Origin of the sequence: Sphingomonas rhizophila (genome assembly GCF_014396585.1) — a bacterium.
GTDB lineage: Bacteria > Pseudomonadota > Alphaproteobacteria > Sphingomonadales > Sphingomonadaceae > Sphingomicrobium > Sphingomicrobium rhizophilum.
On the sequence record NZ_CP060717.1, the window covers coordinates 652283 to 674976 of the forward strand.

The window sequence follows — 22694 nt, forward strand, 5'->3', positions numbered from 1 at the left end:
ATGACGGAGGGGGACGAACCAGTCGCAGCGATCCGCCGCCCGTCGTGGCCCCGCCGCCTGCTCGGCGAGTTGATTGCACTGATCGTGTCGCTGGCCATTCTGGCGATGGTTGGCCTCGTCGCGCTCGACACGGCGCCGGGTCATCGCTTCCTGGTCGACCGCATCGCGGGTATGGAGACGGCGACCGGGCTCAAGATCCGGATTGGCCGGATCGACGGGTCGTTGTTCGGCACGTCCCGCCTCAGAAACGTGCAGGTATCGGATCCGCAAGGCGTCTTCCTGTCGAGCCCGGAGATCGAGCTCGAATGGGCACCGCTCTCCTGGCTCTACAACAGCCTTCACATCGACCGCATCGAAGCCGACCGGGTTCGGCTCGATCGCCTGCCCAAGCTGCGGCCGAGCACGAAGAAGGGACCGCTGCTTCCGGGCTTCGACATTCACATCGGCAAGCTCGATATCCGGCGGCTGGAGGTCGGCGCCGCGGTCAGCGGACGACCGCAGTTGGGGCGCGTACTGGGCAGTGCCGACATTCGCGCGGGCCGGGCGATGATCAATCTGCAGGGAGCGATGAGCGGGGGTGACCGGCTCGCCATCCTGCTTGACGCGGACCCCGACCGCGACCGGTTCGACCTAGAGCTTCGGGCAAGCGCTCCAGCCAACGGCTTCCTGCCGGCGCTGGCCGGATCGAAGCGGCCGGTCGAGGCGGTGATCACCGGCAATGGCGGCTGGACCCGCTGGCGCGGAAGGGCGCAATTGCGTCTGTCGGGGATCGAAGCGGCCGGGCTGGAGCTCGTCACGGAATCGGGCAGATACCGCCTGTCCGGACTGCTTCGTCCAGCGCCTTTCGCCGGTGGGAAGGTGCGGCGACTGACCGCGCCAACGGTTCGGGTAACCGGCAATGCCCAGCTCAAGGATCGCCAACTCAAGGGGCAGCTGACCCTGGCCTCGCCGGCGATGCGCGCGGTGGCGGCGGGAACGCTCGACCTTGCTGCAAACGCCTTTCGCGGCGCCAGCGTCGGCGCTGACCTGATCCAGCCGCGCGCGCTGTTCCCGAACATGAGCGGGCGGAATGTGCGCCTGCTGATGACGCTCGACGGACCGTTCGCGACGGCCAACTATTCCTATCGCCTGACCAGTCCGCAGGTCGCGTTCGACAATACCGGCTTTGTCGATGTGCGCGCCGAGGGACGGGGAAGAATGGCGCCGTGGCCGATGCGGGTGCCACTTCGCCTGCAGGCGCGGGCGATCACCGGGATCGGCGACGTGGCCGGCGGGATCCTTCGCAACTTGTCGGTCGAGGGCATGCTCGCGGTGACGCCCCAGCTAGTGCGCGGTGATAATCTGGCGCTGAAGAGCGACAAGGTCGCGGGCAAGATGGCGCTGCTCGTCGACCTGCGCACCGGCCGGTTCGACGTCACCTTGTCGGGCGGTCTGAAGCGCTACCTCATCCCAGGCATCGGCCTGGTCGATGTGCTGACCGACCTTCGCGTGGTGCCCGGACCCAACGGCAAGGCGCGTGTGGTGGGCAAGGCGCAGGCGTGGGTCCGGCGGCTCGACAATAGCTTCTCCGCCGGGCTGATGGGCGGACTGCCCCGCCTGACGACCGACCTGGAGCGGGGTGCCGACGGCATTCTGCGCCTCCGCAATCTGCAGCTCTACTCTCCGACGTTGAGGCTGTCCGGCCAAGGCTATCGCCGCCGCGATGGCACCTTCCACATCGAGGCGAGCGGACGGCAGTCGCAGTACGGGCCGGTGCGGATGGTGCTCGATGGACCAATCGAGCGGCCGGCGGTTAACCTTCTGCTCGACCGGCCCAACGACGCGATGGGCATTCGCGCCATGCGGCTGCTGCTCAAGCCGACGGCGGCGGGCTTCGACTACACGGCATCCGGCCAGTCGCGGCTGGGCCCGTTCACGTCGGACGGGCAAATCCAGCTGCCCAAGGGATCGCCGGCGGTCATCGATGTTGCCGCGCTCCGCGTAGCCGGAACGACCGCAACGGGGCGGTTGCGCAGCGATCCCGGCGGCTTCAACGGCCAGTTGACGCTGGCCGGCGGCGGGATCGACGGGCGGCTGCTGTTTGCGCCGCAGCAGGGGGACCAGCGGATCGAAGCGCATTTGGCGCTGGCCAACGCCAGCCTGCCGGGTCCGACGCCGATCACGATCGGTGCGGGGCGGATCGACGGGCATGTCCTGCTTGCCGAAGGGCAGACGGCCATCGACGGAACGTTGACGGCCCGCGGCCTGAAGTACGGCACCGTCAGCCTGGCGCGGCTGACCGCCAACGCCAAGCTGGTCAACGGATCGGGCGAGGTCCGCGCCGCGCTGGCGGGACGAAGGGGCAACGCCTTCGAGTTCGTCACGTTGGCGCGGATTACGCCCGACAGCATAGGGCTGACCGGGCGCGGGACGATCGACCGGCGGCCTCTCATGATCGACGGGACGATGAACGTTCGCCGCGACGGGGATGCCTGGGTGGTCGCGCCCACGCGAGTGCGTTTCGGTGGCGGGGTCGGGACGCTATCGGGACGGACCGGAGCGCAGCCTGCGCTTCGCGCCGACATTTCGTCGATGCCGCTGCAGCTGCTGGATATCTTCTGGCCCAAGCTCGGGCTTGCCGGGGTCGCCAGCGGCACGGTCGATTACCGGTTTGACGGCAACCGCCCGAGCGGCCGCGCCGACCTCAAGGTTCGGGGGCTGAGCCGCGCCGGCCTGGTGCTGACATCGCAACCGATCGACCTTGGCTTCGCCGGGGTACTCGACGGCGGCAAGGCCGGCTTCCGCGCGGTCGCGGTATCCGGCGGCAAGACCATCGGCCGGGCGCAGGGGCGGTTCGCGCCGCTGGGTGCGGGGCCGACCGTCGCGGCGCTGCTCAACGCGCCGATGCTGATGCAGGTGCGCTACGCCGGGCCGGCCGATACGCTGTGGCGCCTGTCGGGGGTCGAAGTGTTCGACCTGTCCGGGCCCATCGCGATCGGCGCGGATATCGGTGGACGGATGATCGATCCGCAGATCCGCGGGTCGCTTCGCGCACAGGGCGCCCGGATCGAGAGCGCCGTGACCGGCACGGTCATCACAGGTCTTACCGCTCGCGGTCGCTTCGCCGGACCGCGGCTGACGCTCGACCAGATCAGCGGGGCCACGCCGGGCGGAGGATCGCTGGCCGGCCGCGGCTCGGTGGACTTCTCGGGCGGCATGGCGGCGTTCGATCTCGCCTTCCAGACGCAGAATGCGCGGGTTCTCGACCGTGACGATCTGGCCGCCAACGTCACCGGGCCGCTCCGCATCAAATCCGACGGGAACGGCGGGGTCATTTCCGGCGACCTGCGGCTCGTGTCCGGACGCTTCACGCTGGGCCAGGCCAGCGCCGCGGCCAAGGTGCCGCAATTGAAGGTTCGCGAGATCAACCTCGATCCGGCCGAGGTGATCGAGGTCCGCCAATTGTCGCCGTGGCGGCTCGACGTGAAGGTCGCCGGTGAACTCAACGTTCGCGGGCTCGGCATCGACAGCCGCTGGCGGACCAATCTGCAGATCGGCGGCAACGTTGCCTCGCCCGCCGCGACCGGCACGGCGAACCTGGTGCGCGGAAATTACGAATTCGCAGGCCGGGTCTTCCGGCTCGATCGCGGCGTCATCCGCTTCCGCGGTGAAAGCCCACCCGATCCGCTGCTCGACATTCGGGCCGAGGCGCAAGTCCAGGGCGTTGACGCATCGGTGCTGGTTCGCGGGACGGGCCTCAAGCCGGAAATCAGCTTCGCTTCGGTCCCGGCGCTGCCGCAGGACGAGTTGTTGTCGCGCCTGTTGTTCGGGACATCGATCACCAACCTGTCGGCACCCGAAGCGCTGCAGCTTGCGAGTGCCGTGGCCGCCCTCAATAGCGGTACCGGCAGCCTGGACCCGATCAACGCCGTACGGCGCGCGGTCGGGCTGGACCGGCTGCGCATCCTGCCGGCGGACATCGCGACCGGGCAGAAGACAGCCATCTCCGCCGGCAAATATATCGGCCGCAAGCTGTTCGTGGAGGTGATTACCGACGGCCAGGGCTATTCAGCCACGCGGGTCGAATATCAGGTCACGCGCTGGCTCTCGCTGCTGTCATCGGTTTCGACGATTGGACGGACGAGCGCCAACGTCCGTATTTCAAAGGATTATTGATGGCGGCAGAGCCCGATCAGCGGCGGCGGCTGCTCAACATCGTCGGCGGATCGGCAGGCAACCTTGTCGAATGGTTCGACTGGTACATCTACGCCGCCTTCTCGCTCTACTTCGCGCAGAGCTTCTTTCCCGAGGCTTCGCCGACCGCGCAACTGCTGTCCACCGCGGTGGTGTTCGCGGTCGGGTTCGTCATGCGGCCGGTGGGGGCGTGGGTGATGGGCATCTATGCCGATCAACACGGCCGCAAGGCGGGGCTGACGCTGTCGGTCGGGATGATGTGCGCCGGATCGCTGATGATCGCCGCGGCGCCGACCTATGCCCAGGCCGGGATTGTCTCGCCGGCGATCCTTGTCGCCGCACGGTTGCTGCAGGGCCTGAGCCTGGGCGGGGAATATGGATCGAGCGCGGTCTACCTGTCCGAAATGGCGGGCGAAAAGCGCCGCGGCTTCTGGTCGAGCTTCCAGTACGTGACCCTTATTTCCGGCCAGCTGCTGGCCCTGTTCCTGTTGCTGGCGCTGCAGGCGATGCTGGGCGAAGCGGCGTTAACCGCCTGGGGTTGGCGGATCGCCTTCCTGACCGGGCCGTCCTCGCCGTGGTGGTCTTCTTCCTTCGCCGCCGGCTGACGGAAACCCCGAGTTTCGAGATGGTCGCCGCGCAGGGGAGGCGCGGAAGGCGTCGAGCGGCCTCAACCTGTTCCGCGACCATCCGCGCGAGGCCTTGTTGGTCATTGCGCTGACCGCGGGCGGGACGCTCGCCTTCTACGCCTACACGACCTACATGCAGAAATACCTCGCCAACACCGTCGGATTCGACAAGGTCACCGCGTCGTGGATCATGACCGCGGCGCTGGCGGTATTCATCGCCTTGCAGCCGCTGGCCGGCCTGCTCAGCGATCGCATTGGACGAAAGCCCCTGATGATCGCGTTCGGACTGGCAGGCATGGTGCTGACCGTCCCGATGTTCACCGCGCTCGAACAGGTCCGGGATCCCCTGACCGCCTTCCTGCTGGTGCTGGCGGCCCTGGTGATCGTCACCGGCTACACCTCGATCAACGCCGTGGTGAAGGCGGAGCTGTTTCCCGGTCACATCCGCGCGCTGGGCGTGGCCTTGCCCTATGCGATCGCCAATACGCTGTTCGGCGGGACGGCGGAAAGCGTCGCCCTATGGCTCAAGGACAGTGGCTACGAATCCGCGTTCTACTGGTACGTCGCGGGAATGATCGGCCTCAGCCTCATCACCTACGCCACGATGCGCGAGACCAAGGCGACCAGCCTGATTGAAGGCTGACGGCCGCCGTCGAAGCTAGCGCTTCATGAAGCCTTCGAGGTCCTCGCGGAGCTCCGCGATCGACGCGCGATTCCACTGACTGTCCCACGGCGAGCCATTGTTGGCGGTGTTGTCGAGGAAGCCGGGCGGACCCAGCGCTGCGGGGTGACTTCCGGCGCCCGGGCTTCGGCCAGGCGCGACAGGTCGAATGCCTCGGTGAACGCCAGGCCGCTCTGGTCGCCCCGGCACCAACTGACCGTCGCGAAAAGTTGCACGCCGGCGCCGAGGTCGAGCATGATCTCGACGCCTTCGGGGAAGCTGTGAGCGCATTCGACGAGCGCGCCCGACGAGCTGATGTTGCGAAGGCGGACAGGGTGCATGTCGTGGTTGTACAACAGCTGGCCGGTCCAGATCAGTGGATGACGACGGTCACCGCGACGCGATTCCTCGTCGGACTCGGCCGTTTCATGGCTCGCCCGTTCCGGCGCAGGCGGAGCGGGAATCGCTTCGACCGACGCGAAGGTGCGCTGGATGACATCGAGCAGGACGGCGTCGCGCTTGGCGGCGTCACCCTCGATCTTGGTTTCGTGCGCGAATTCAAGGCCCACGCGGTCGCCACGAACCCAGCGGACGGCGCACTCGATCGGGCTGCCGTTGCCAAGGTGGAGATCAACCCGATCCCACAGGCGCGGCATGAAGGTCACGCGAACCATGGCGCCGCCGCCGGACAGGTTGATCAGTTCCGCGTCGCTCGACCGGCCGTTGTGATCGACCTTGACCAGTTCCTCGCTCAAACGATGGCGATCGCCCTCACGATGGTCGGCGGTTCGTGCCTCCGCGCGGTCGATGGGAATTGAGGTGAGGTTGTCGCTTTCGACGCCACGGGTGCTCTTGCCCCTGATCAGCGGATTCGCCGACGCCGCTTGCTCGCGACCGGGGATCAGTGACGACCGGAACTTGTTCATCGATTTGACCTCACATGACATGTCGAGGCCAATGATGCGCCAGTGAAGGTTACGATAGGGTAACCAGCGTTATAAAATTGGCGCGGGACCGCCGGGTCCCGCGCCTTGGACCTGTCTTACGACGAATAGTACATGTCGAATTCGACCGGGCTGGGGGTGGTTTCCCAGCGCAACACTTCTTCCCACTTCAGTTCGATGTAGGCGTCGATCTGGTCGGCGCTGAATACATCGCCCTTCAGCAGGAATTCCTTGTCGTCGGCCAGCGCACCGAGCGCTTCGCGCAGCGATCCGCACACCGTCGGGACCTGCACCAGCTCGGCCGGCGGAAGGTCGTAAAGGTTCTTGTCCATCGCCTCACCCGGGTGGATCCGGTTCTGGATGCCGTCGAGACCGGCCATCAGCAGCGCCGCATAGGCGAGGTACGGGTTGGCCATCGCATCCGGGAAGCGGAATTCGACGCGCTTGGCCTTTTCGCCCGCGCCGTACGGGATACGGCACGAGGCCGAACGATTCCGCGACGAATAGGCTAGCAGCACGGGCGCCTCGAAGCCCGGTACCAGCCGCTTGTAGCTGTTGGTCGTCGGATTGGTGAACGCGTTGAGCGCGCGGGCGTGCTTGATGACGCCGCCGATGAAGTAGAGCGCGGTCTCGCTGAGCCCCGCATAGCCATTGCCGGCGAACAGCGGCTTTCCGCCCTTCCAGATCGACATGTGGGTGTGCATGCCGCTGCCGTTATCCTGAGCGATCGGCTTGGGCATGAAGGTTGCCGTCTTGCCATAGGCCTGGGCGACCATGTGCACGACATATTTGTAAACCTGCATGCGGTCGGCTGTTTCGACGAGCTTGCCGTAGGTCAGGCCGAGTTCGTGCTGCGCGGCCGCCACCTCGTGGTGGTGCTTATCGCAAGGCAAGCCCATTTCCAGCATGGTCGAGACCATCTCGCCGCGAATGTCGACGGCGCTGTCGACCGGCGCGACCGGGAAATAGCCGCCCTTGGCGCGCGGACGGTGGGCGAGGTTGCCGCCTTCATATTCGCGGCCGGTGTTGCCCGGCAGTTCGATGTCGTCGAGCTTGAAGTAGCTGGTCGAATAGCTGTCTTCGAAACGGACATCGTCGAACATGAAGAACTCGGCCTCGGGACCCACGAACACGGTGTCGCCGATGCCGGTCTGCTTCAGATAGGCTTCGGCGCGGGTCGCGGTCGAGCGGGGGTCGCGGGCGTATAGCTCGCCGGTCGAAGGCTCGACGATGTTGCAGACCAGGATCAGCATCGGCGTCGCCGAGAAGGGATCGACATAGGTCGCGTCGAGGTCCGGCATGAGGATCATGTCGCTCTCGTTGATTGCCTTCCAGCCGGCGATCGAGCTTCCGTCGAACATGAACCCGTCGGTCAGCATGTCTTCGTCGATGACCGACGCGACCATGGTGAGGTGCTGCCACTTGCCCTTCGGATCGGTGAAGCGGAGGTCGACATATTCGATCTCACTATCTTCGATCAGCTTGAGTATTTTCGACGCGGCGCTGGCCATGGTCGGCTCCCTTGAGATGCGGTGCAAGAATCATCCACGGCCCCCCGGCCGCGGCATGGCTCGCCTTTCCCAGCGCGGACGCCGCGAGTCACGGGCAGGGTGAATATTTGACGCTGTTCAGCCTAGCTTGACCCACACCGGGGCGTGGTCGCTGGTCTTGTCCCAGCCGCGCGGCGTCCGATCGACGCCGGCCGCCTTCAACTTGCGCGCCGCGGGCCGGTTGAGCAGGACATGATCGATTCGCATCCCGGCATCGCGTTCGAAGCTGTTCCGCCAGTATTTCCAGAACGTGTAGGGCGGCTTCTCGGGATGTTTCTTGGCCAGCGCGTCGACCCATCCGGCCTCGAGCAGCGCGGCAAATTGAGCGCGCGCTTCCGGCGCGAACAGGGCATCGTCGATCCAGCGTTCGGGCTTGTAGACGTCCGACGGGGTCGGGATGATGTTGTAGTCGCCCATCAGCACGACCGGCGCCTTCACCGCGAACAGCGTCGCGGCATGCGCCGCCAAGCGGTCGGTCCAGGCCAGCTTGTAGTCGAATTTGGAGCCGGGCTTCGGATTGCCGTTGGGCAGGTACATGTTGCCGATCAGCATTCCGCCGATCGCCGCCTCGATGTACCGCGACTGGCTGTTATCCGGATCACCGGGGAGCCCGCGACGTGTTTCGACGATGTCGAGCCCGCGCGCCAGGATGGCAACCCCATTCAAGCTCTTCTGGCCATGCCAGATCGCCCGATATCCGGCCTTTTCGAGCTCCAGTGCCGGGAAGCGGTCGTCGCTGGTCTTGAGTTCCTGGAGGCCGACGACGTCGGGCGCGGCTTCGGCCAGCCAGCGGAGAAGCACCGGCAGCCGGCCGTTGATGCCGTTGACGTTGTAAGTCGCGATCCTCACCGCCGTTCAACTCGCCAACGGCGAGCTGGTTCGGCGAGTGGGATCAGAGGCCGGAGCGATCGTCCGTCGTGGAGTAGGATTGCTCCTGAACCGACGTGTCGACGTCGACCATCTTGTAGAAGATGCACCGGGCGAGCAGCCCGCTGATGATTAGGTAGGCGGCGATCACGCCCGTGACGATGTTGGCCGCCTGGCTTTCGATGATCTTCAGATAGATGAGCAATGCGAGGCCGAGACCGGCGACGACGCGAACGACACGATCTTCAGGTCCAATATTCCTGGCCATTATAATCCCCTGTGTTCACCGCTCACAGCAACAGGCGTGTGCAACGTTACGCAATCCTAAGTGCGTCGCAAAGAGATTCCAACCGTCAAAAGGAGGCCGGATCGAGCGTTCGGAACCTAGCGATCGCCCGGTCGATCTCAACACGATCGACGCCCGCCAGTTCAAGATCTCCGAGCGAGCCCATCCTCGCCTGAAATTCGCCGGTTCGGCGGCGCGGAAAACATCGCCGAAGCGCCCGAACCATAGCGGGGTGGCGGTCGACGGCGAGGGACAGCCAGTAACGGCGGCCCTCGGCAACCTCGGCCGCGCGATGGATGACGATCGCCATGGAGATGTTCGTGAGACCGAGCCGTGCCTCGACAAGGTCAGCGAGCGCCATGAGGCGCTCCCGCGTTGCGGGGTCGAGGAAATAGGGCGGTTTAAGCGTCAATAGGGACGGCGCTGGGCGCCCACCAGCATCCGCAGCAGCATCGCGACCGGGCGCGGCACGCCGACCTTGCCCTCAAGCCAAAGGCTGACCGCCGACCGGCTGACCCCAATGGCGGCGGCAAGATCCGCCTGTGTCTTGTAGCCAAGCTTGCGCATGAGGTTGCGAAGCTCTTCCGGCGCCATCGAGGCCAGCATTTCCGGGTTGTGGGCGGACTCGGTCATCGGCGCAGGGGCAGGTCGGTCAAATCGCGTCCTGGCCGCGATCGCCGGTACGGATGCGGATCGCCGTCTCGACGGGAATGACGAAAATCTTGCCGTCGCCGATGCGGCCGGTGCGCGCGGCGTTCTCGATCGCCTCGACGGTGCGGTCGGCAAGGCCGTCGTCAACGACTACCTCGACCTTCACCTTTGGCAGGAAGTCGACGACATATTCGGCGCCGCGATAAAGCTCGGTATGACCCTTCTGCCGGCCGAAGCCCTTGACCTCGGTCACCGTGATCCCGCTGACGCCGACATCGTGAAGCGCATCCTTCACGTCGTCGAGCTTGAACGGCTTGATGATCGCTTCGATCTTCTTCACGGTGCCTCCGTCGCGCTGGTCCGGCACCAAGCATAGTCATGAGGGCAGGAGCGCGCCACCCTGACCGGAAAGCGTCAACTTTCGTTCATCGCTCTGCCAAAAGTTGGCCGCAATTTGCCGCCAAAGAGCCCGCCATGAAGGCGATTATCCTTTCTGCCGGCCAAGGATCGCGGCTTGGGCACCTGACCTCCGATCGACCAAAGTGCCTGATCGAGTTCGCGGGCCGTTCGCTGCTCGACCGTCAGCTCGACACGCTTGCAGCCAACGGCATCGACGACGTCGTGGTCGTGACCGGTTTCCGCGACGACCAGATTGAGGCGGCACTGGCGCGACGGGTCGGCGGCCCCCGGGTGCGGACGATCTACAATCCCTTTTATAAGGTCGCCGACAACCTCGGCTCGCTCTATGTCGCCCGCGATGAACTCGAGGGCGATGTGCTGGTCTGGAACGGCGATACGCTGGTCAGCGAAGCGCTGATGGCGCGGGTGCTTGGCAATGACCGCCAGGGCATCAGCGTCACGATCGACCGCAAGGAAGATTATGACGCCGATGACATGAAAGTCGTCGTCGACGGCGAGGGCCGTCTTCATGCGATCGGCAAGCGCCTGCCGATGGCGAACGTGAACGCCGAATCCATCGGCTTGCTCGCGTTCCGCGGGGACGGCGCCGCCCGCTTCCGTCAGGCCATCGAGAGCGCCATTCGTACCGCCGAAGGCACGACGATCTGGTACCTTCGCGTCATCCATCACATCGCCCAGAAGACGGACGTGTGGACGCTGGATATTTCCGGCGAGGAATGGGGCGAGGTCGACTTCCCGGCCGATGTCGTCAACGCCGACGCGCTGGCGCAGCGCTGGGACGAAGCCGGCGCGAGCCGCGCGGCTTAGTAGGGCGGCCGGTCGAGCCCGTTCGGACTCTTCGTGAAAACCTCGTGCCCGTCTTCGGTAATTCCGATCGAATGTTCGAATTGCGCCGATAGCGAACGGTCGCGGGTAACCGCAGTCCAGCCATCGTCGAGCAGCTTCACGTCGCCGCGACCGATGTTGATCATCGGTTCGACGGTGAAGAACATGCCGGGGCGAAGCTCCGGTCCTGTGCCGGGACGGCCGGCATGGACCACCTCGGGGCTGTCATGGAACAGTCGGCCAAGACCGTGGCCGCAGAAGTCGCGGACAATGCCGTAGCGGTGCTTTTCGGCGTGGCGCTGGATTGCAGCGCTGATGTCGCCCAGGCGGTTGCCCGGTTTCGCCTGTTCCAGTCCAAGCATCAGGCATTCATAGGTGACGTCGACCAGACGGCGCGCCTTGATCGGTACATCGCCGACCAGGAACATGCGGCTCGTGTCGCCATGCCAGCCATCGAGGATCGGGGTGACGTCGATGTTGACGATGTCGCCGTCCTTCAGGACCTTGTCGCCGGGAATGCCATGGCACACGACGTGGTTGATCGAGGTGCAGCAGCTCTTGGTATAGCCGCGGTAGCCGAGCGTCGCGGGGATTCCTCCGCCCGCCAGCGTCAATTCGTAGACCAACTCGTCGATTTCACCGGTGGTGACACCCGGCACGACCTTGGTCGCCAATTCGTCGAGGATCGACGCGGCGAGGCGTCCGGCCGTGCGCATGCCCTCGAAGCCCTCCGGTCCGTGGAGCTTGATGACGTGGCTACGAGGCTCGGCCCGGTCCTCGGGGCTGACGGTGAGATATTCGGTCATTGCCAGCCATATAGGTGCTGGCGACGTGATTGGCGAGGGTCGCTCAGCCGAGCGCGTCGAGCGCCTCGGCCAGCTTGGCGCCATAGCTGTTGGCAGGGTCATAGAACTGCGCCTGGCATTGCCGCGTCGCCGCAACCTTGGCGTCGTAAAAGTCGCGGTCGGTCATCAGCCGCTCGAACGCCGCGGCATAAGCGGCAACGTCGTCGGGCGGCACCTCGACCGCGGCGGGGCGGACGTAAGCCAGCGCCGGACACACCCGAGAGGTGACGACCGGACGTCCGGCCAGCACCGCCTCGGCAACGATCATCGCGAAGCCTTCCTCCAGCTCCGATCGGGTCGGGACGGCGACTGCGTGGGAGCGGCCAAACATCGTGATCAATTCGTCGCGCTTGCAGAACCCGTGGAAGACGAACTGGTTCGACAAATCCACTTCGGCCGCTTCGTGCTTCGCGGCGGCAAGCGCCGTCCCCTCACCGCAAAAGTGAAACTCGAAATCCAGGCCGCGCCTTTTCATCCATTGCCCGGCGGCGATCATGTCGAACACGCCCTTGTCGGCCTCGATCCTGCCAGCGACCAGTATCCGAAACGGTTCGGACGGTCCCCGGACCGGCGCTGGGATGGCGGCGAAGGCGGCCGGATCATATGTCGGCAGGAAAACCTGCGGTTGCGGGCGCAAGCGTTCCGTGATCTGCTCGACCTGCCGGGCAATGGCATCTGATGCGACGATCGTTTGCCGAACGAACGGCCGGAAGAACCAGCGCCCGTTGAACCATTCCAGTATCCGGTGGGTGAGCCGCTTGGCGCGATGCGTGCTCCACAGTTGACCGTGAAGCGCCGGCAAGAGCTTGGTCCCTCGACGACCCATCTTGCGGGCCGCGAACCAATAGGGCGAACTTTCCGTCATCACGACGGTGGCAGCGCCCTCGTCGATCATGACATCGGCCGAGCGACGGATGCGCTGGATGACGTCGCGGTGGTACCCGAGACCGGGATATTCGAAGCGCCGGATGTTGTAGAAGACCGCATCGTCGACCTCGATCCGGCTGTCGGGTTGGTCATTGTAGGTGACGATCACGGGCCTGGCGCCGCGATCGCGCACCACGGTCAGGAACTGGCTAAGGTAGCTGGTGCCGAAATAATCGAGCGCCTCACCCGCTTTCCACTTGGCGTAGACGGCAGGCCCGTCGACCGGTCCGCTCAAGTAGCCAATGACCTCTTTGGCCTTGCCCAACGCCGCACTCCCTTTGCTGTGGGGGAGGTAGGGTGGACCAATCAGAGCGTCAATCGACGGGCTCGGGCATTGCGGACTGGCTTCGCGGCGGTAGGGTGGTCGAATGACAAGGGACATCCACCATGACTGAAATTGAGCGGATCTGGACCGCCGGCATGGTCGTCATCGGTGACGAGATCCTGTCAGGCAGGACCCAGGACAGGAATGTCGCCCAACTCGCCACCTGGCTCAATGTGCAGGGCATCCGTCTGGCCGAGGTGCGCGTGGTGCCGGACGTCATCGAGCGCATCGCCGAGGCGGTCAACGCACTCCGCCAGGCCTACGATTATTGCTTCACCACCGGCGGGATCGGACCGACCCATGACGACATCACCGTCGACGCGGTCGCGCATGCGTTGGGCGTCCCCGTCGTCATCCACCCAGAGGCTCGCGCGATCCTCGAGCGCTACTACGAAGCGCGCGGGGGCTGAATGAGGGTCGCCTGCGGATGGCGCGGGTGCCGGACGGCGGCGACCTGATCCCGAACCCGGTGTCGGGCGCGCCGGGCATCCGCATCGGCAACCTGTTGCTGATGGCCGGCGTCCCGCACATCACCGCCGGCATGCTGGAAGGCCTGACAGGGCAACTTGAGGGCGGACGACCGATTGTGTCCGTCACCATCGGCGGCTTCATCCCCGAAAGCGAAGTGGCCAGCCTTCTTCGCGACGCAGAGCGGTCGCACGACAACATCTCCATCGGCAGCTATCCGTTTTTCAAGGAAGGCCGTGTCGGCAGCAATTTCGTCGTGAGGTCCGATGACGGTGAATTGGCCGGACGCGTAGCCAACGAACTGGCCGACAAGCTTCGCGGCGCCGGATTCGCCGTTACCGAAGGCGGAATTTAGTCCCGGTCTCCGTGGCCTGCCCTGGGCATTCCATTCGGCAAGGTGGTCGGGATGCTGGATAGCGGCACTAGTCGCTTCGCGATGGGTTGGCGCCAGCCGTAAGTGGGAACGGCCGCACCATCCATCATCGTTCCATTGCCCAAGTTGCCGCCCGCGCAGGTCAGTAGTTTGTTGATGCAATGGTCCATCCAAGTGGCCATGATCTTTTCATCCCATGCCCCGAACCAGTCGGCATGAAAAGTCGATCCCGGCACTGCGCCGGGAGCCATCGAGTCCGACGACAGGCGCCACAGGCCGACGTTGGCGTCGACCGTATACCAAGCGCCCATTGTGAAGGCGGGAATGACATAAGGGTGCGCGGCGTCGCATTTCCATTTACCGAAATTATGGTCCAGCACCGGGTAGCCGACGTGACTTCGATGATCGGCGCTATCGAGGTTCTTGCCGTCCCAGCACATCGGCGCATTGATCACGGCACCAAGTTGATTTTGCTGGTCGGCGGGCATTGACGGGTCGAATGGGCAGGCCGCGGCTGCCTCTCTCAGATTGGCATAATGGCCAGGCTTTGCGGTTGGTCCGGTACAATCGAAGTAAGCGGCCCCGGTCGGGGTGCTCGCAGGGTTCACCGGGTCCCATCCGAAAATGAAACGCAATCCGTTGGGTAGCGGAACGCATTTCCCTTCATGCATGCCCTTGCGATCTGCGCATGCCGGGTCGCTGATCGGGCGGCGTTTGTAATAAATCGATACCGCGTCCGGCCGCACCGCATGGCCGTGCCCGTCAAGCATGGCAGGCATCCAGTAACCGGAGCGATTGCCGGGCGTCTCCGACCAGTTGCAGGTGGATTTCCCGGAGGCCCGCAAGCTTTGATAGGTCGAATGTGCGTTGGCTTCGAGGTTGCCATAATATTGGTGGAGATGGCTTCTTCCCGGCTGGGAAGGGTACAGAATGGGGTCGTCGTTCGACAATTGACCCTCGCCGCCGCAGACGAAGCGAAAGGCGCCAACGACGTCCGGTGCGCTGCTGTTCGCGACGGGAATTCCGCGAATCAGGTTCCGCTCCGCGTCGAAGCCGCTGGCGACCGTCGGAAGACCCACCCCCGCGGAAAAAGCCTGTTCTTGAACGGGCGCAATTGGCGCCGAGGGCAGATCAACGAACACAGGCGGCATTCTCCAAGGCCTACAGATCCTAAGCGACGATGGTTCTGGTGCCAAATTTAAGGAGCTGCGCTGAACGGGCGCCGAATGGAGCGGGTGAAGGGAATCTGTCCCACTTCCAAGGTCCGACGAAAATGGCGGAAATCCAAGGTTGAATAGCGTTCGCAAAACACTGTGTGATACAGTTCGGTGAGGCCGTCAACGAGTAAGCGGGTTATAGTTATCGGGTTGGGGTCGAGTGACCGTTTTGCGCCCTTATCGGTCATGTAGGCGATGCTCTGAGCCACCCGTAAGCAGACGCTCGCTCAGGGAGCGTTGCGCTGTGATGGGTCCCGAACGAAGGCTCCTGTAGCCTCGCCCGATCGATCCCGCTGATCGGCGGCAGCCTCGGCCCACCAGGCAAGCTGATCAAGTCCGCGTCCGATGTAGCCGTCCCAGCGAGAACCATCGTTTCCTTCGAGATAGGCTCCATCCTCATCAAAAACGGAATGAGCTTCGGGAACATGCACCATCGCTGACACCGGCAAGCAGCCGAGTTCCGAGAGGAAAGGCCGCATCGCCATGGCTGCGCGCGTGCCGCCCCATTGGCCTGCCGAGTAGGTGACGATCAGGCTCGGCTTCCAGGAAAAATGGGACGAGCCGAAGTGGTTGAGCAGGTTGGCCAAGGCCGGGCTCATCGAATGGTTATATTCCGGGCTAATCATGACGAAGGCGTCAGCCGCCCGGATTTTGGCAGCAAGCGCCTCCAGATCGGGTGGGGCCATGTTTTGAGCGTACGAGAAATGCGGCTTGAACGGCTGCGGCAAAGGCCAGTCGAGCGGATCAATCAGCTCCGGCGCACCGCGTTGCTCCAGCAACCGCATGCATGCCCTCGCTACCCGAAGACCAAGTCTCGCGGGACGAGGTGGCGCGCTGTCGCGGGTTGAGCCGAGGAAGGCGAGGTAAGAGAGAGCCATGGTGACCTCTTTACTGCCAACGAGTGTCACCATCCAGCTTATTTCGACATTTCTAGAATAGTCGTTGACATATTCTCTGACCTATGTCATTTCGACTATTGTCGAAGTGAGGAGAGTCCGATGAATACCGTTAATGCAGTCGCGGCCCTCGCGGCCCTCGCGCAGGAACATCGCCTCACCCTCTTCCGCTTGCTGGTGAAAGCAGGCGAGAGCGGCATGCCAGCTGGCGAGATCGCGCAGACGCTGGGTGTTCCAAGCAGCTCTCTGTCGTTCCACCTGGCCCAGCTTAGGAATGCTGGCCTTATCCTGCAGGAGCGTCAGCATCGCTCCCTCATCTACCGGGCGAACTATCAAGCAATGAACGGCCTCGTAGCCTTCCTGCTCGAGAATTGCTGCGCCGGGACCGACTGCGGGCCGGCCGCGGCCTGCGACACCGCACATCCAGAAAGGAAATCCGCATGAAGCGTTTGCACGTGCACGTCGGCGTGAAAGATCTTGATCGGTCTGTCGGCTTCTACTCGACCTTGTTCGGGGCAGAGCCCACTGTCCGAAAGGGCGATTACGCCAAGTGGATGCTCGATGATCCCCGGGTGAACTTCGCCATCTCATCGGGCAACCACGCAGCGAAGGGCATCGAACATCTCGGCATCCAGGTAGAGAGCAGCGAGGAGCTGACCGAAGTGTACGATCGCCTGAAGGCGGCCGACCGCCCCGTGCTTGATGAAGGGGCGACAACCTGCTGCTACGCCAAGTCGGAGAAGAGCTGGATCGCCGACCCGGATGGCGTCGTCTGGGAGGCCTTCTTCACGAACGGCGAAGCCACCGTCTACGGAGATAGTCCGACGTTGACGGCGCTTTCCGACAATGCCGCCGACAATGCTTGCTGCGCGCCAGCGATCGCGCCTGCGAAGGTGAGCTGCTGCGGATGACGACCACGATCTATCACAACCCGGCTTGCGGGACGTCCCGCAACACGCTGGCGCTCATCAAGGCGACGGGCATCGAGCCTGAAGTGATCCACTATCTTGAGGCGCCGCCGAGCCGGGAAGAGCTGACGTCGTTGATTGTGCGCATGGGCATCTCGCCGCGAGATCTCTTGCGGAAGAAGGGCACGCCGTACGCTGAGCTTGGCCTCGACGACCTATCGTTCAGCGATGAGCGCCTGATCGACGCGATGCTGGCGCACCCCATCCTCATCAATCGGCCGATCGTGGAGGGACCGAGAGGTGTCAGGCTTTGCCGCCCTCGGAGGAAGTGCTTGCGGTGCTGGATCGAACGCTGACGAGTGACTTCGTCAAGGAAGACGGGGAAGTGGTTCCGGCCAATGGCTGACGCAGCTGCATTAGCAAAGCCCGCGATCTCGACTTTCGAGCGTTACCTCTCGATCTGGGTCACTCTCTGCATTGTGGTCGGAATTGCCCTAGGTGCGGCGGTGCCTAGCCTTTTCGAGGGCATCGCCAAGGCCGAGGTTGCCAAGGTCAATCTGCCTGTCGCTGCATTGGTCTGGCTGATGATAATCCCGATGCTGTTGAAGATTGACTTCGGCGCCTTGGGGCAGGTCCGCCAGCATCTTCGCGGCGTCGGCGTGACCCTCTTCATCAACTGGGCGGTCAAGCCCTTCTCGATGGCGCTGCTCGGTACGCTCTTCATCGGTTGGCTGTTCCGCCCGCTGCTGCCCGCCGACCAGATCGACAGCTACATCGCCGGGCTGATCCTGCTTGCAGCTGCGCCCTGCACTGCGATGGTTTTCGTGTGGTCGAACCTCTGCGAGGGAGAACCGCACTACACGCTGAGTCAGGTCGCCTTGAACGACATCATCATGGTGTTCGCCTTCGCGCCGCTAGTTGGGTTGTTGCTGGGCGTGGCGTCGATCACCGTGCCGTGGGACACGTTGCTGCTCTCGGTGGTCCTCTACATCGTGGTGCCGGTGATCGTGGCTCAGGTCGTTCGCAGTTCCATACTGAAGAGTGGGGGTCAGCCGGCGCTCGATGCCTTGCTTCGCCGCCTAGGTCCGGTGTCGCTCGTCTCGCTGCTCACCACGCTGGTGCTGCTGTTCGGCTTCCAAGGCGAGGCCATTCTTGCACAGCCGATGGTGATCGCCCTTCTCGCTGTCCCAATCCTTATCCAGGTCTACTTCAACGCCGGTCTCGCCTATTGGCTCAGCAAACGGTTCGGGGTGGCTTGGTGCGTCGCGGCGCCGGCGGCACTGATCGGGGCCAGCAACTTCTTCGAGCTGGCCGTGGCTGCCGCGATCAGCCTGTTCGGTCTCCAGTCGGGCGCCGCGCTGGCGACCGTGGTTGGTGTGCTGGTCGAGGTGCCGGTGATGCTCTCGGTGGTGGCGATCGTGAAGCGAACACGCCGCTGGTACGAACGTCCGCTTACGGCCTAGCGCCGCCGTAACCGGTCAAGCCGCTATCGGCCAACTTCAGCCATTCGGCGAATGACATATTCACGCGAATGTCATAGGGTTCGAAATAATTCTCATCGATGCAACCCGTCTGCATCGTCACATGCTTCCCGCTCCACCTGGATCGTGGCGTGTTCGATTTCGTAGCGGTCGTGCAGAATTTTGGCGACGGCGGTCCTGACCGTCTCGAAATCCGCCCCGTTGGCCAGTTCAACATGGGTCGACAGGCTGTGCTCGTCGCTCGATAGGGACCAGACATGGAGGTCGTGGACGCCGCCTACTCCCGGCGTTGCCGCGATCGACGCTCGGATCGCCGAAATATCCATTCCCCGCGGCACGCCTTCCAGCAGGATTTGGGTGGTGTCCTTGAGCAGGATCCAGGTGCGGGGAGCACCCATAAGCCAATCCCGATTGCGACCAATGGATCAACCCACTGCCAGCCGGTGAACATGATGACGAGAGCGCCAACGATGACACCGATTGAGCCGAGCATGTCCGCCCAGACTTCAAGATAGGCACCCTTCACATTGAGGCTGCTTTCCTTGCCAGCCGAGAGCAGCTTCATGGCGATGAGGTTCACGACAAGGCCGATCGCCGCGACGATCAGCATGCCGGTAGACTGGACTTCGGCCGGCTCGAAAAAGCGACCGATGCCTTCCCACAGAACATAGCCGGCCACGGCGAACAGCAGCAGCGCATTAAACGCGGCGGCGAGGATCTCGAACCGGCGATAGCCAAAGGTTCGTGCATCGTCGGCCGGTCGCTGACCAATCTTCACCGCCGCCAGCGCGATGGCGAGCGCCGCGCTGTCGGTGAACATGTGGGCGGCGTCGGACAATAGCGCGAGGCTGTTGAAGACGAACGAGCCGATCAGTTCGGCGATCAGAAAGGCCGTCGTAAGGCCAAGCGCGATGGCCAGCATCTTGCTGTTCGCGCCGGCCGCGTGGTTGTGGGCACCCCCGCCGTGATCATGTGCCATGCTTCACTCCCTCACTTCGACGGCAATGGTTCGCGCCCGAACGCATCTTCGTCACCATATTCTCCCTCGACATGCCGCTGCCGGCCGCGATGCAAGAGCATTTGGCTGATGGCCGGGAGCACGAACAGGGTCAGCAGGGTTGCAACGACCAAGCCGGCGATGACGACGATCGCCAGCGGCTTTTGCACTTCCGCCCCGCGGCCGGTGGCGATCGCCATGGGGACGAAGCCGATCGCAGGGACGACGCCGGTGATGATGACGGCGCGCACGCGCTCCATCATGCCGGCCTTGATCGCTCCACCTATCGGCGCTCCCTGTTCGATATGCTGGCGGATGCTGGTCATCACGACCAAACCGTTGAGCACGGTGACGCCGGACAGGACGATAAAGCCGACCGCCGCCGAGATCGAGAAGGGCAACCCGGCGAGGAACAGGCCGAATACGCCACCGGCGAGGCCGAGCGGAACCGCCGAATAAACCGCGAGCGCCGAAGTGACGCTGCGCAGGGCGACGAACAGGATGCCGAAGATCAGCGCGAAGACCAGCGGGATCACGAGAGTCAGGCGCTGCGAGGCGGCCTGCAGGTTCTCATACTGACCACCCCATTGGATGAAGACGCCCGGCGGCAGCTTGACCTGGCTTTCGACCGCCGACCGCGCCGCCCCGACATAGGAGCCGAGGTCGCGTCCCCGGACATTGGCCTGGACCACGACGCGCCGCTGGCCGTTCTCGCGGCTGACCTGGTTGACGCCCTCGGTGAACTGAAAGTTCGCCAACTCGCGCAACGGCACGGACGCGCGCGGCCCCGATCCGCTCGCTTCCAGCATGACCGGCAGGGCGCCGATCGCATCGAGGTTGTCGCGCGTCACATTGTCGAGACGGACCACGATGTCGAACCGGCGGTCGCCCTCGAACACCAGCCCGGCCTCGCGACCGCCGAGGCCGGCGGCGACGGTATTGGCGACTTCCTCGGTCGACAAGCCGTAACGGGCAATGGCGTCGCGGTTGAATTGCACTTCCAGCGTTGGAAAGCCGCCGGTCTGTTCGGTGCGGAGATCGGCGGTGCCCTCGACCTTGCCGATCGCCGACGCAACTTGGGAGGCGACGGTTTCCAACTGCTCCATGTTGTCGCCGAAGAGCTTGATCGCGACATCGCCGCGCACCCCCGCGATCAGCTCGTTGAAGCGCATCTCGATCGGCTGGCTGACCTCGAAACCGTTGCCGACCAGCCCTTCCATCTTCTCTTCGATGCGCTCGACAATGTCTTCCTTGCTATCGACGCCGGATGGCCACTCATCCTTGGGTTTCAGGATGACGAAAGCGTCCGAGGCATTCTGCGGCATCGGGTCGGTCGCAACTTCCGCCGTGCCGGTCTTCGAGTAGATAAACGATACCTCCGGAAGCTTCGAGATCGCGGCTTCGACCCGCTTTTGCATTTCGAGGGACTGGTCGAGCGAGGTCGAGGGAATGCGGATCGCCTGCATCGCCAGGTCGCCCTCGTCGAGTTGCGGAATGAACTCCTGACCCAGAGTCATGAACAGCAACCCCGCGGCAACAAAAGCACCGACGCCGGCCATGACCCATTTGCGCGGCGCCGCGATCACCTTGGCGAGTAGCGGCTCGTAGCGGGTCTTGACCCAGCGGATCGCCCTGACATCCTCTTCCGAGACCTTGCCGCGGATCAGCACCGCGACCATCGCCGGCACGAAAGTCAGCGAGAGGATGAAGGCGCCCGCCAGCGCCAGAATGACGGTGATCGCCATCGGCGTGAACATCTTGCCCTCAACCCCGCTGAACATCAGCAGCGGCGCGAAGACGAGGAAGATGATCGCCTGGCCGAAGATCGTCGGCCGGACCATCTCCTTCGATGCCTCGAACACCTCGTGCAGGCGCTCGGACAAATTGAGCAGGCGTCCTTCATGATGCTGCCGCTCGGCGAGGCGTCTCAGACAGTTTTCGATGATGATGATCGAGCCGTCGACGATGAGGCCGAAGTCGAGCGCGCCGAGGCTCATCAGATTGCCCGACACGCCATAGCGGTTCATGCCAATCGCCATCATCAGGAAGGATAATGGGATGACCAACGCGGCGATGATGGCGGCGCGGATATTTCCCAGCAGCAAGAATAGCGCGACGATGACCAGCAATGCCCCTTCCACAAGGTTCTTCTCGACGGTCGAGATGGTTGCATCGACCAGCGCCGAGCGGTCGTAGAGCGTCGTCATGCGAACGCCGGGGGGCAGGGACTTCTTTACCTCGTCGAGACGCTCGGCGACGCCCTGCGCGACGATGCGGCTATTCTCTCCGGCGAGCATGAGTGCTGTTCCGATGACGACTTCCTTGCCGTCGAGCGAGGCCGCGCCGGTGCGAAGCTCTCCGCCCAGCGTGACGGTGGCGACATTGGCGACGGTGACCGGCACCCCATTGCGGTTGGCGATCACCGTTCGGCCGATCTCGTCAATGTGGCGGATACGGGCGTCGGCGCGAACCAGGAATGCCTCGCCGCCGCGCTGGATGAAGTTGGCTCCGACCGACAGGTTCGCCTTCTCGAGAGCCTCGGCGAGTTCGGTGAAGGAGACGCCATAAGCGGCAAGCTGGCCGGGGTTCGGCTGCACCACGAACTGTTTTTCGTAGCCGCCGATACTGTCGACACCGGCGATGCCGTCGACGCCGCGGATTTGCGGGCGAATGATCCAGTCCTGGACGGTGCGCAGATAGGCCAGGCGCGACACGTCGTCGGTCAGGCGTTCCCCTTCCGGCGTCAGGTAGCTGCCGTCCGGCTGAAAACCGGGCCGGCCGGGAATCTTGGGGTTTTTGGCGGTCGCGGTCGGGGCATAATCGACCGACCACATCAGCACTTCGCCAAGACCGGTCGAGACCGGCCCCATCTGCGGCTGGATGCCATCGGGTAGGCTCTCGCCGGCCTGGGCAAGCCGTTCCGCGACCTGCTGGCGTGCGAAATAGAGGTCGACATCCTCCTCGAACACGGCAGTGACCTGGGCAAAGCCGTTGCGCGAGATGGAGCGCGTGTAGTTGAGGCCAGGAATCCCGGCGAGCGAGTTTTCGACCGGGAAGGTCACTAGCCGTTCCATGTCGAGCGGACTGAACTGGGGCGCGGCGACATTCACCTGCACCTGCTTGTTGGTGATGTCGGGAACGGCATCGATCGGCAGCCGGAACAGCTGGAACGCGCCGTAGATGGCGACGAGCGCCGTGATGGCCAGCACTGCCCAGCGGAAGCGGACGGAGGCGTCGAGGAGGCGGTCGATCAT

The 22694-nt window shown here is 64.1% G+C and carries 19 protein-coding genes and 3 pseudogenes; 8 read left to right on the top strand and 14 right to left on the bottom strand.

All coding sequences use genetic code 11. From position 1 onward, the window contains the following. Both H9L12_RS03180 and H9L12_RS03185 read left to right on the top strand, forming a co-directional pair. A complete protein-coding gene (locus H9L12_RS03180) occupies nt 1-4155 on the top strand; it encodes a translocation/assembly module TamB domain-containing protein (protein WP_187542586.1) in 4155 nt (1384 codons plus the stop codon). Beyond that, nucleotides 4155-5442 (top strand): annotated as a pseudogene (locus H9L12_RS03185) (MFS transporter). The gene H9L12_RS03180 and the pseudogene H9L12_RS03185 overlap by 1 nt, the downstream one beginning before the upstream one ends. A 23-nt stretch (nt 5443-5465) precedes the next feature. Here the strand turns inward: H9L12_RS03185 and H9L12_RS03190 are convergent. The 7 genes from H9L12_RS03190 to H9L12_RS03220 form a co-directional block, all read right to left on the bottom strand. Continuing rightward, entirely contained in the window at nt 5466-6386 is a 921-nt protein-coding gene (locus tag H9L12_RS03190) for a PilZ domain-containing protein (RefSeq protein ID WP_187542587.1), read from the bottom strand. Between the two features lie 116 nt (nt 6387-6502). Continuing rightward, on the bottom strand, nt 6503-7915 hold the full coding sequence (gene glnA / locus H9L12_RS03195) for a type I glutamate--ammonia ligase (protein WP_187542588.1): 1413 nt from the start codon (nt 7913-7915) through the stop codon (nt 6503-6505). Between the two features lie 117 nt (nt 7916-8032). Further along, on the bottom strand, nt 8033-8803 hold the full coding sequence (xth, locus tag H9L12_RS03200) for an exodeoxyribonuclease III (protein ID WP_187542589.1): 771 nt from the start codon (nt 8801-8803) through the stop codon (nt 8033-8035). A gap of 43 nt (nt 8804-8846) precedes the next feature. Continuing rightward, the gene (locus H9L12_RS03205; RefSeq protein ID WP_187542590.1) at nt 8847-9089 is read right to left on the bottom strand and encodes a YgaP family membrane protein; all 243 of its coding nucleotides are present in this window, start codon (nt 9087-9089) and stop codon (nt 8847-8849) included. Between the two features lie 85 nt (nt 9090-9174). Then, nucleotides 9175-9468 carry a hypothetical protein gene (locus H9L12_RS03210; RefSeq protein ID WP_187542591.1) on the bottom strand — a complete coding sequence of 98 codons (294 nt, stop codon included), beginning with the start codon at nt 9466-9468 and terminating at the stop codon, nt 9175-9177. 47 nt (nt 9469-9515) lie between these two features. Further along, a complete protein-coding gene (locus tag H9L12_RS03215; protein WP_246450538.1) occupies nt 9516-9740 on the bottom strand; it encodes a helix-turn-helix domain-containing protein in 225 nt (74 codons plus the stop codon). Nucleotides 9741-9759: 19 nt separating this feature from the next. After that, a complete protein-coding gene (locus tag H9L12_RS03220) occupies nt 9760-10098 on the bottom strand; it encodes a P-II family nitrogen regulator (protein WP_187542592.1) in 339 nt (112 codons plus the stop codon). A gap of 134 nt (nt 10099-10232) precedes the next feature. Here H9L12_RS03220 and H9L12_RS03225 point away from each other — a divergent pair, with 134 nt between their 5' ends. Next, nucleotides 10233-10985: a phosphocholine cytidylyltransferase family protein gene (locus H9L12_RS03225; protein WP_187542593.1), complete on the top strand. Its 753-nt coding sequence runs from the start codon at nt 10233-10235 to the stop codon at nt 10983-10985. Here the strand turns inward: H9L12_RS03225 and map are convergent. Beyond that, nucleotides 10982-11809, bottom strand: a complete 828-nt coding sequence (gene map, locus H9L12_RS03230; RefSeq protein WP_187542594.1) for a type I methionyl aminopeptidase — start codon at nt 11807-11809, stop codon at nt 10982-10984. The genes H9L12_RS03225 and map overlap by 4 nt on opposite strands. A 43-nt stretch (nt 11810-11852) precedes the next feature. Then, complete coding sequence (locus H9L12_RS03235; protein ID WP_187542595.1) at nt 11853-13040, bottom strand: glycosyltransferase family 4 protein; 1188 nt, start codon at nt 13038-13040, stop codon at nt 11853-11855. A gap of 122 nt (nt 13041-13162) precedes the next feature. Between H9L12_RS03235 and H9L12_RS03240 the strand changes: the two are divergent. Next, nucleotides 13163-13923: pseudogene (locus H9L12_RS03240) on the top strand (competence/damage-inducible protein A). Here the strand turns inward: H9L12_RS03240 and H9L12_RS03245 are convergent. Together H9L12_RS03245 and H9L12_RS03250 are read right to left on the bottom strand one after the other, a co-directional pair. Next, nucleotides 13920-15092, bottom strand: a complete 1173-nt coding sequence (locus H9L12_RS03245; protein WP_187542596.1) for a DUF1996 domain-containing protein — start codon at nt 15090-15092, stop codon at nt 13920-13922. The pseudogene H9L12_RS03240 and the gene H9L12_RS03245 overlap by 4 nt on opposite strands. Nucleotides 15093-15385: 293 nt before the next feature. Further along, nucleotides 15386-16069, bottom strand: coding sequence for an NADPH-dependent FMN reductase (locus H9L12_RS03250; RefSeq protein ID WP_343060475.1), 684 nt, complete (start codon nt 16067-16069; stop codon nt 15386-15388). An 87-nt stretch (nt 16070-16156) separates the two neighbouring features. Between H9L12_RS03250 and H9L12_RS03255 the strand changes: the two genes are divergently transcribed. From H9L12_RS03255 to arsB, 4 genes and pseudogenes are all read left to right on the top strand, one after another. Further along, the gene (locus H9L12_RS03255; RefSeq protein ID WP_187542598.1) at nt 16157-16498 is read left to right on the top strand and encodes an ArsR/SmtB family transcription factor; all 342 of its coding nucleotides are present in this window, start codon (nt 16157-16159) and stop codon (nt 16496-16498) included. Beyond that, entirely contained in the window at nt 16495-16965 is a 471-nt protein-coding gene (locus H9L12_RS03260; RefSeq protein ID WP_187542599.1) for an ArsI/CadI family heavy metal resistance metalloenzyme, read from the top strand. Before H9L12_RS03255 ends, H9L12_RS03260 begins: the two co-directional genes overlap by 4 nt. Continuing rightward, nucleotides 16962-17368, top strand: a pseudogene (gene arsC, locus H9L12_RS03265) (arsenate reductase (glutaredoxin)). The gene H9L12_RS03260 and the pseudogene arsC overlap by 4 nt, the downstream one beginning before the upstream one ends. Beyond that, complete coding sequence (gene arsB / locus H9L12_RS03270; protein ID WP_187542600.1) at nt 17361-18425, top strand: ACR3 family arsenite efflux transporter; 1065 nt, start codon at nt 17361-17363, stop codon at nt 18423-18425. Before arsC ends, arsB begins: the two are co-directional and overlap by 8 nt. A 92-nt stretch (nt 18426-18517) precedes the next feature. On the opposite strand, the gene H9L12_RS14350 is transcribed toward arsB, so the two are convergent. Genes H9L12_RS14350 through H9L12_RS03280 form a run of 3 tightly spaced genes read right to left on the bottom strand, consistent with a single transcriptional unit; the run spans nt 18518 to nt 22694 of the window. Then, complete coding sequence (locus tag H9L12_RS14350) at nt 18518-18769, bottom strand: cation transporter dimerization domain-containing protein (protein WP_281399799.1); 252 nt, start codon at nt 18767-18769, stop codon at nt 18518-18520. Continuing rightward, a complete protein-coding gene (locus tag H9L12_RS03275) occupies nt 18721-19422 on the bottom strand; it encodes a cation diffusion facilitator family transporter (RefSeq protein ID WP_281399800.1) in 702 nt (233 codons plus the stop codon). Before H9L12_RS03275 ends, H9L12_RS14350 begins: the two co-directional genes overlap by 49 nt. A gap of 11 nt (nt 19423-19433) precedes the next feature. Then, nucleotides 19434-22694 (bottom strand): efflux RND transporter permease subunit, encoded by a 3261-nt coding sequence (locus tag H9L12_RS03280; protein ID WP_187542601.1) that lies wholly within the window; start codon nt 22692-22694, stop codon nt 19434-19436.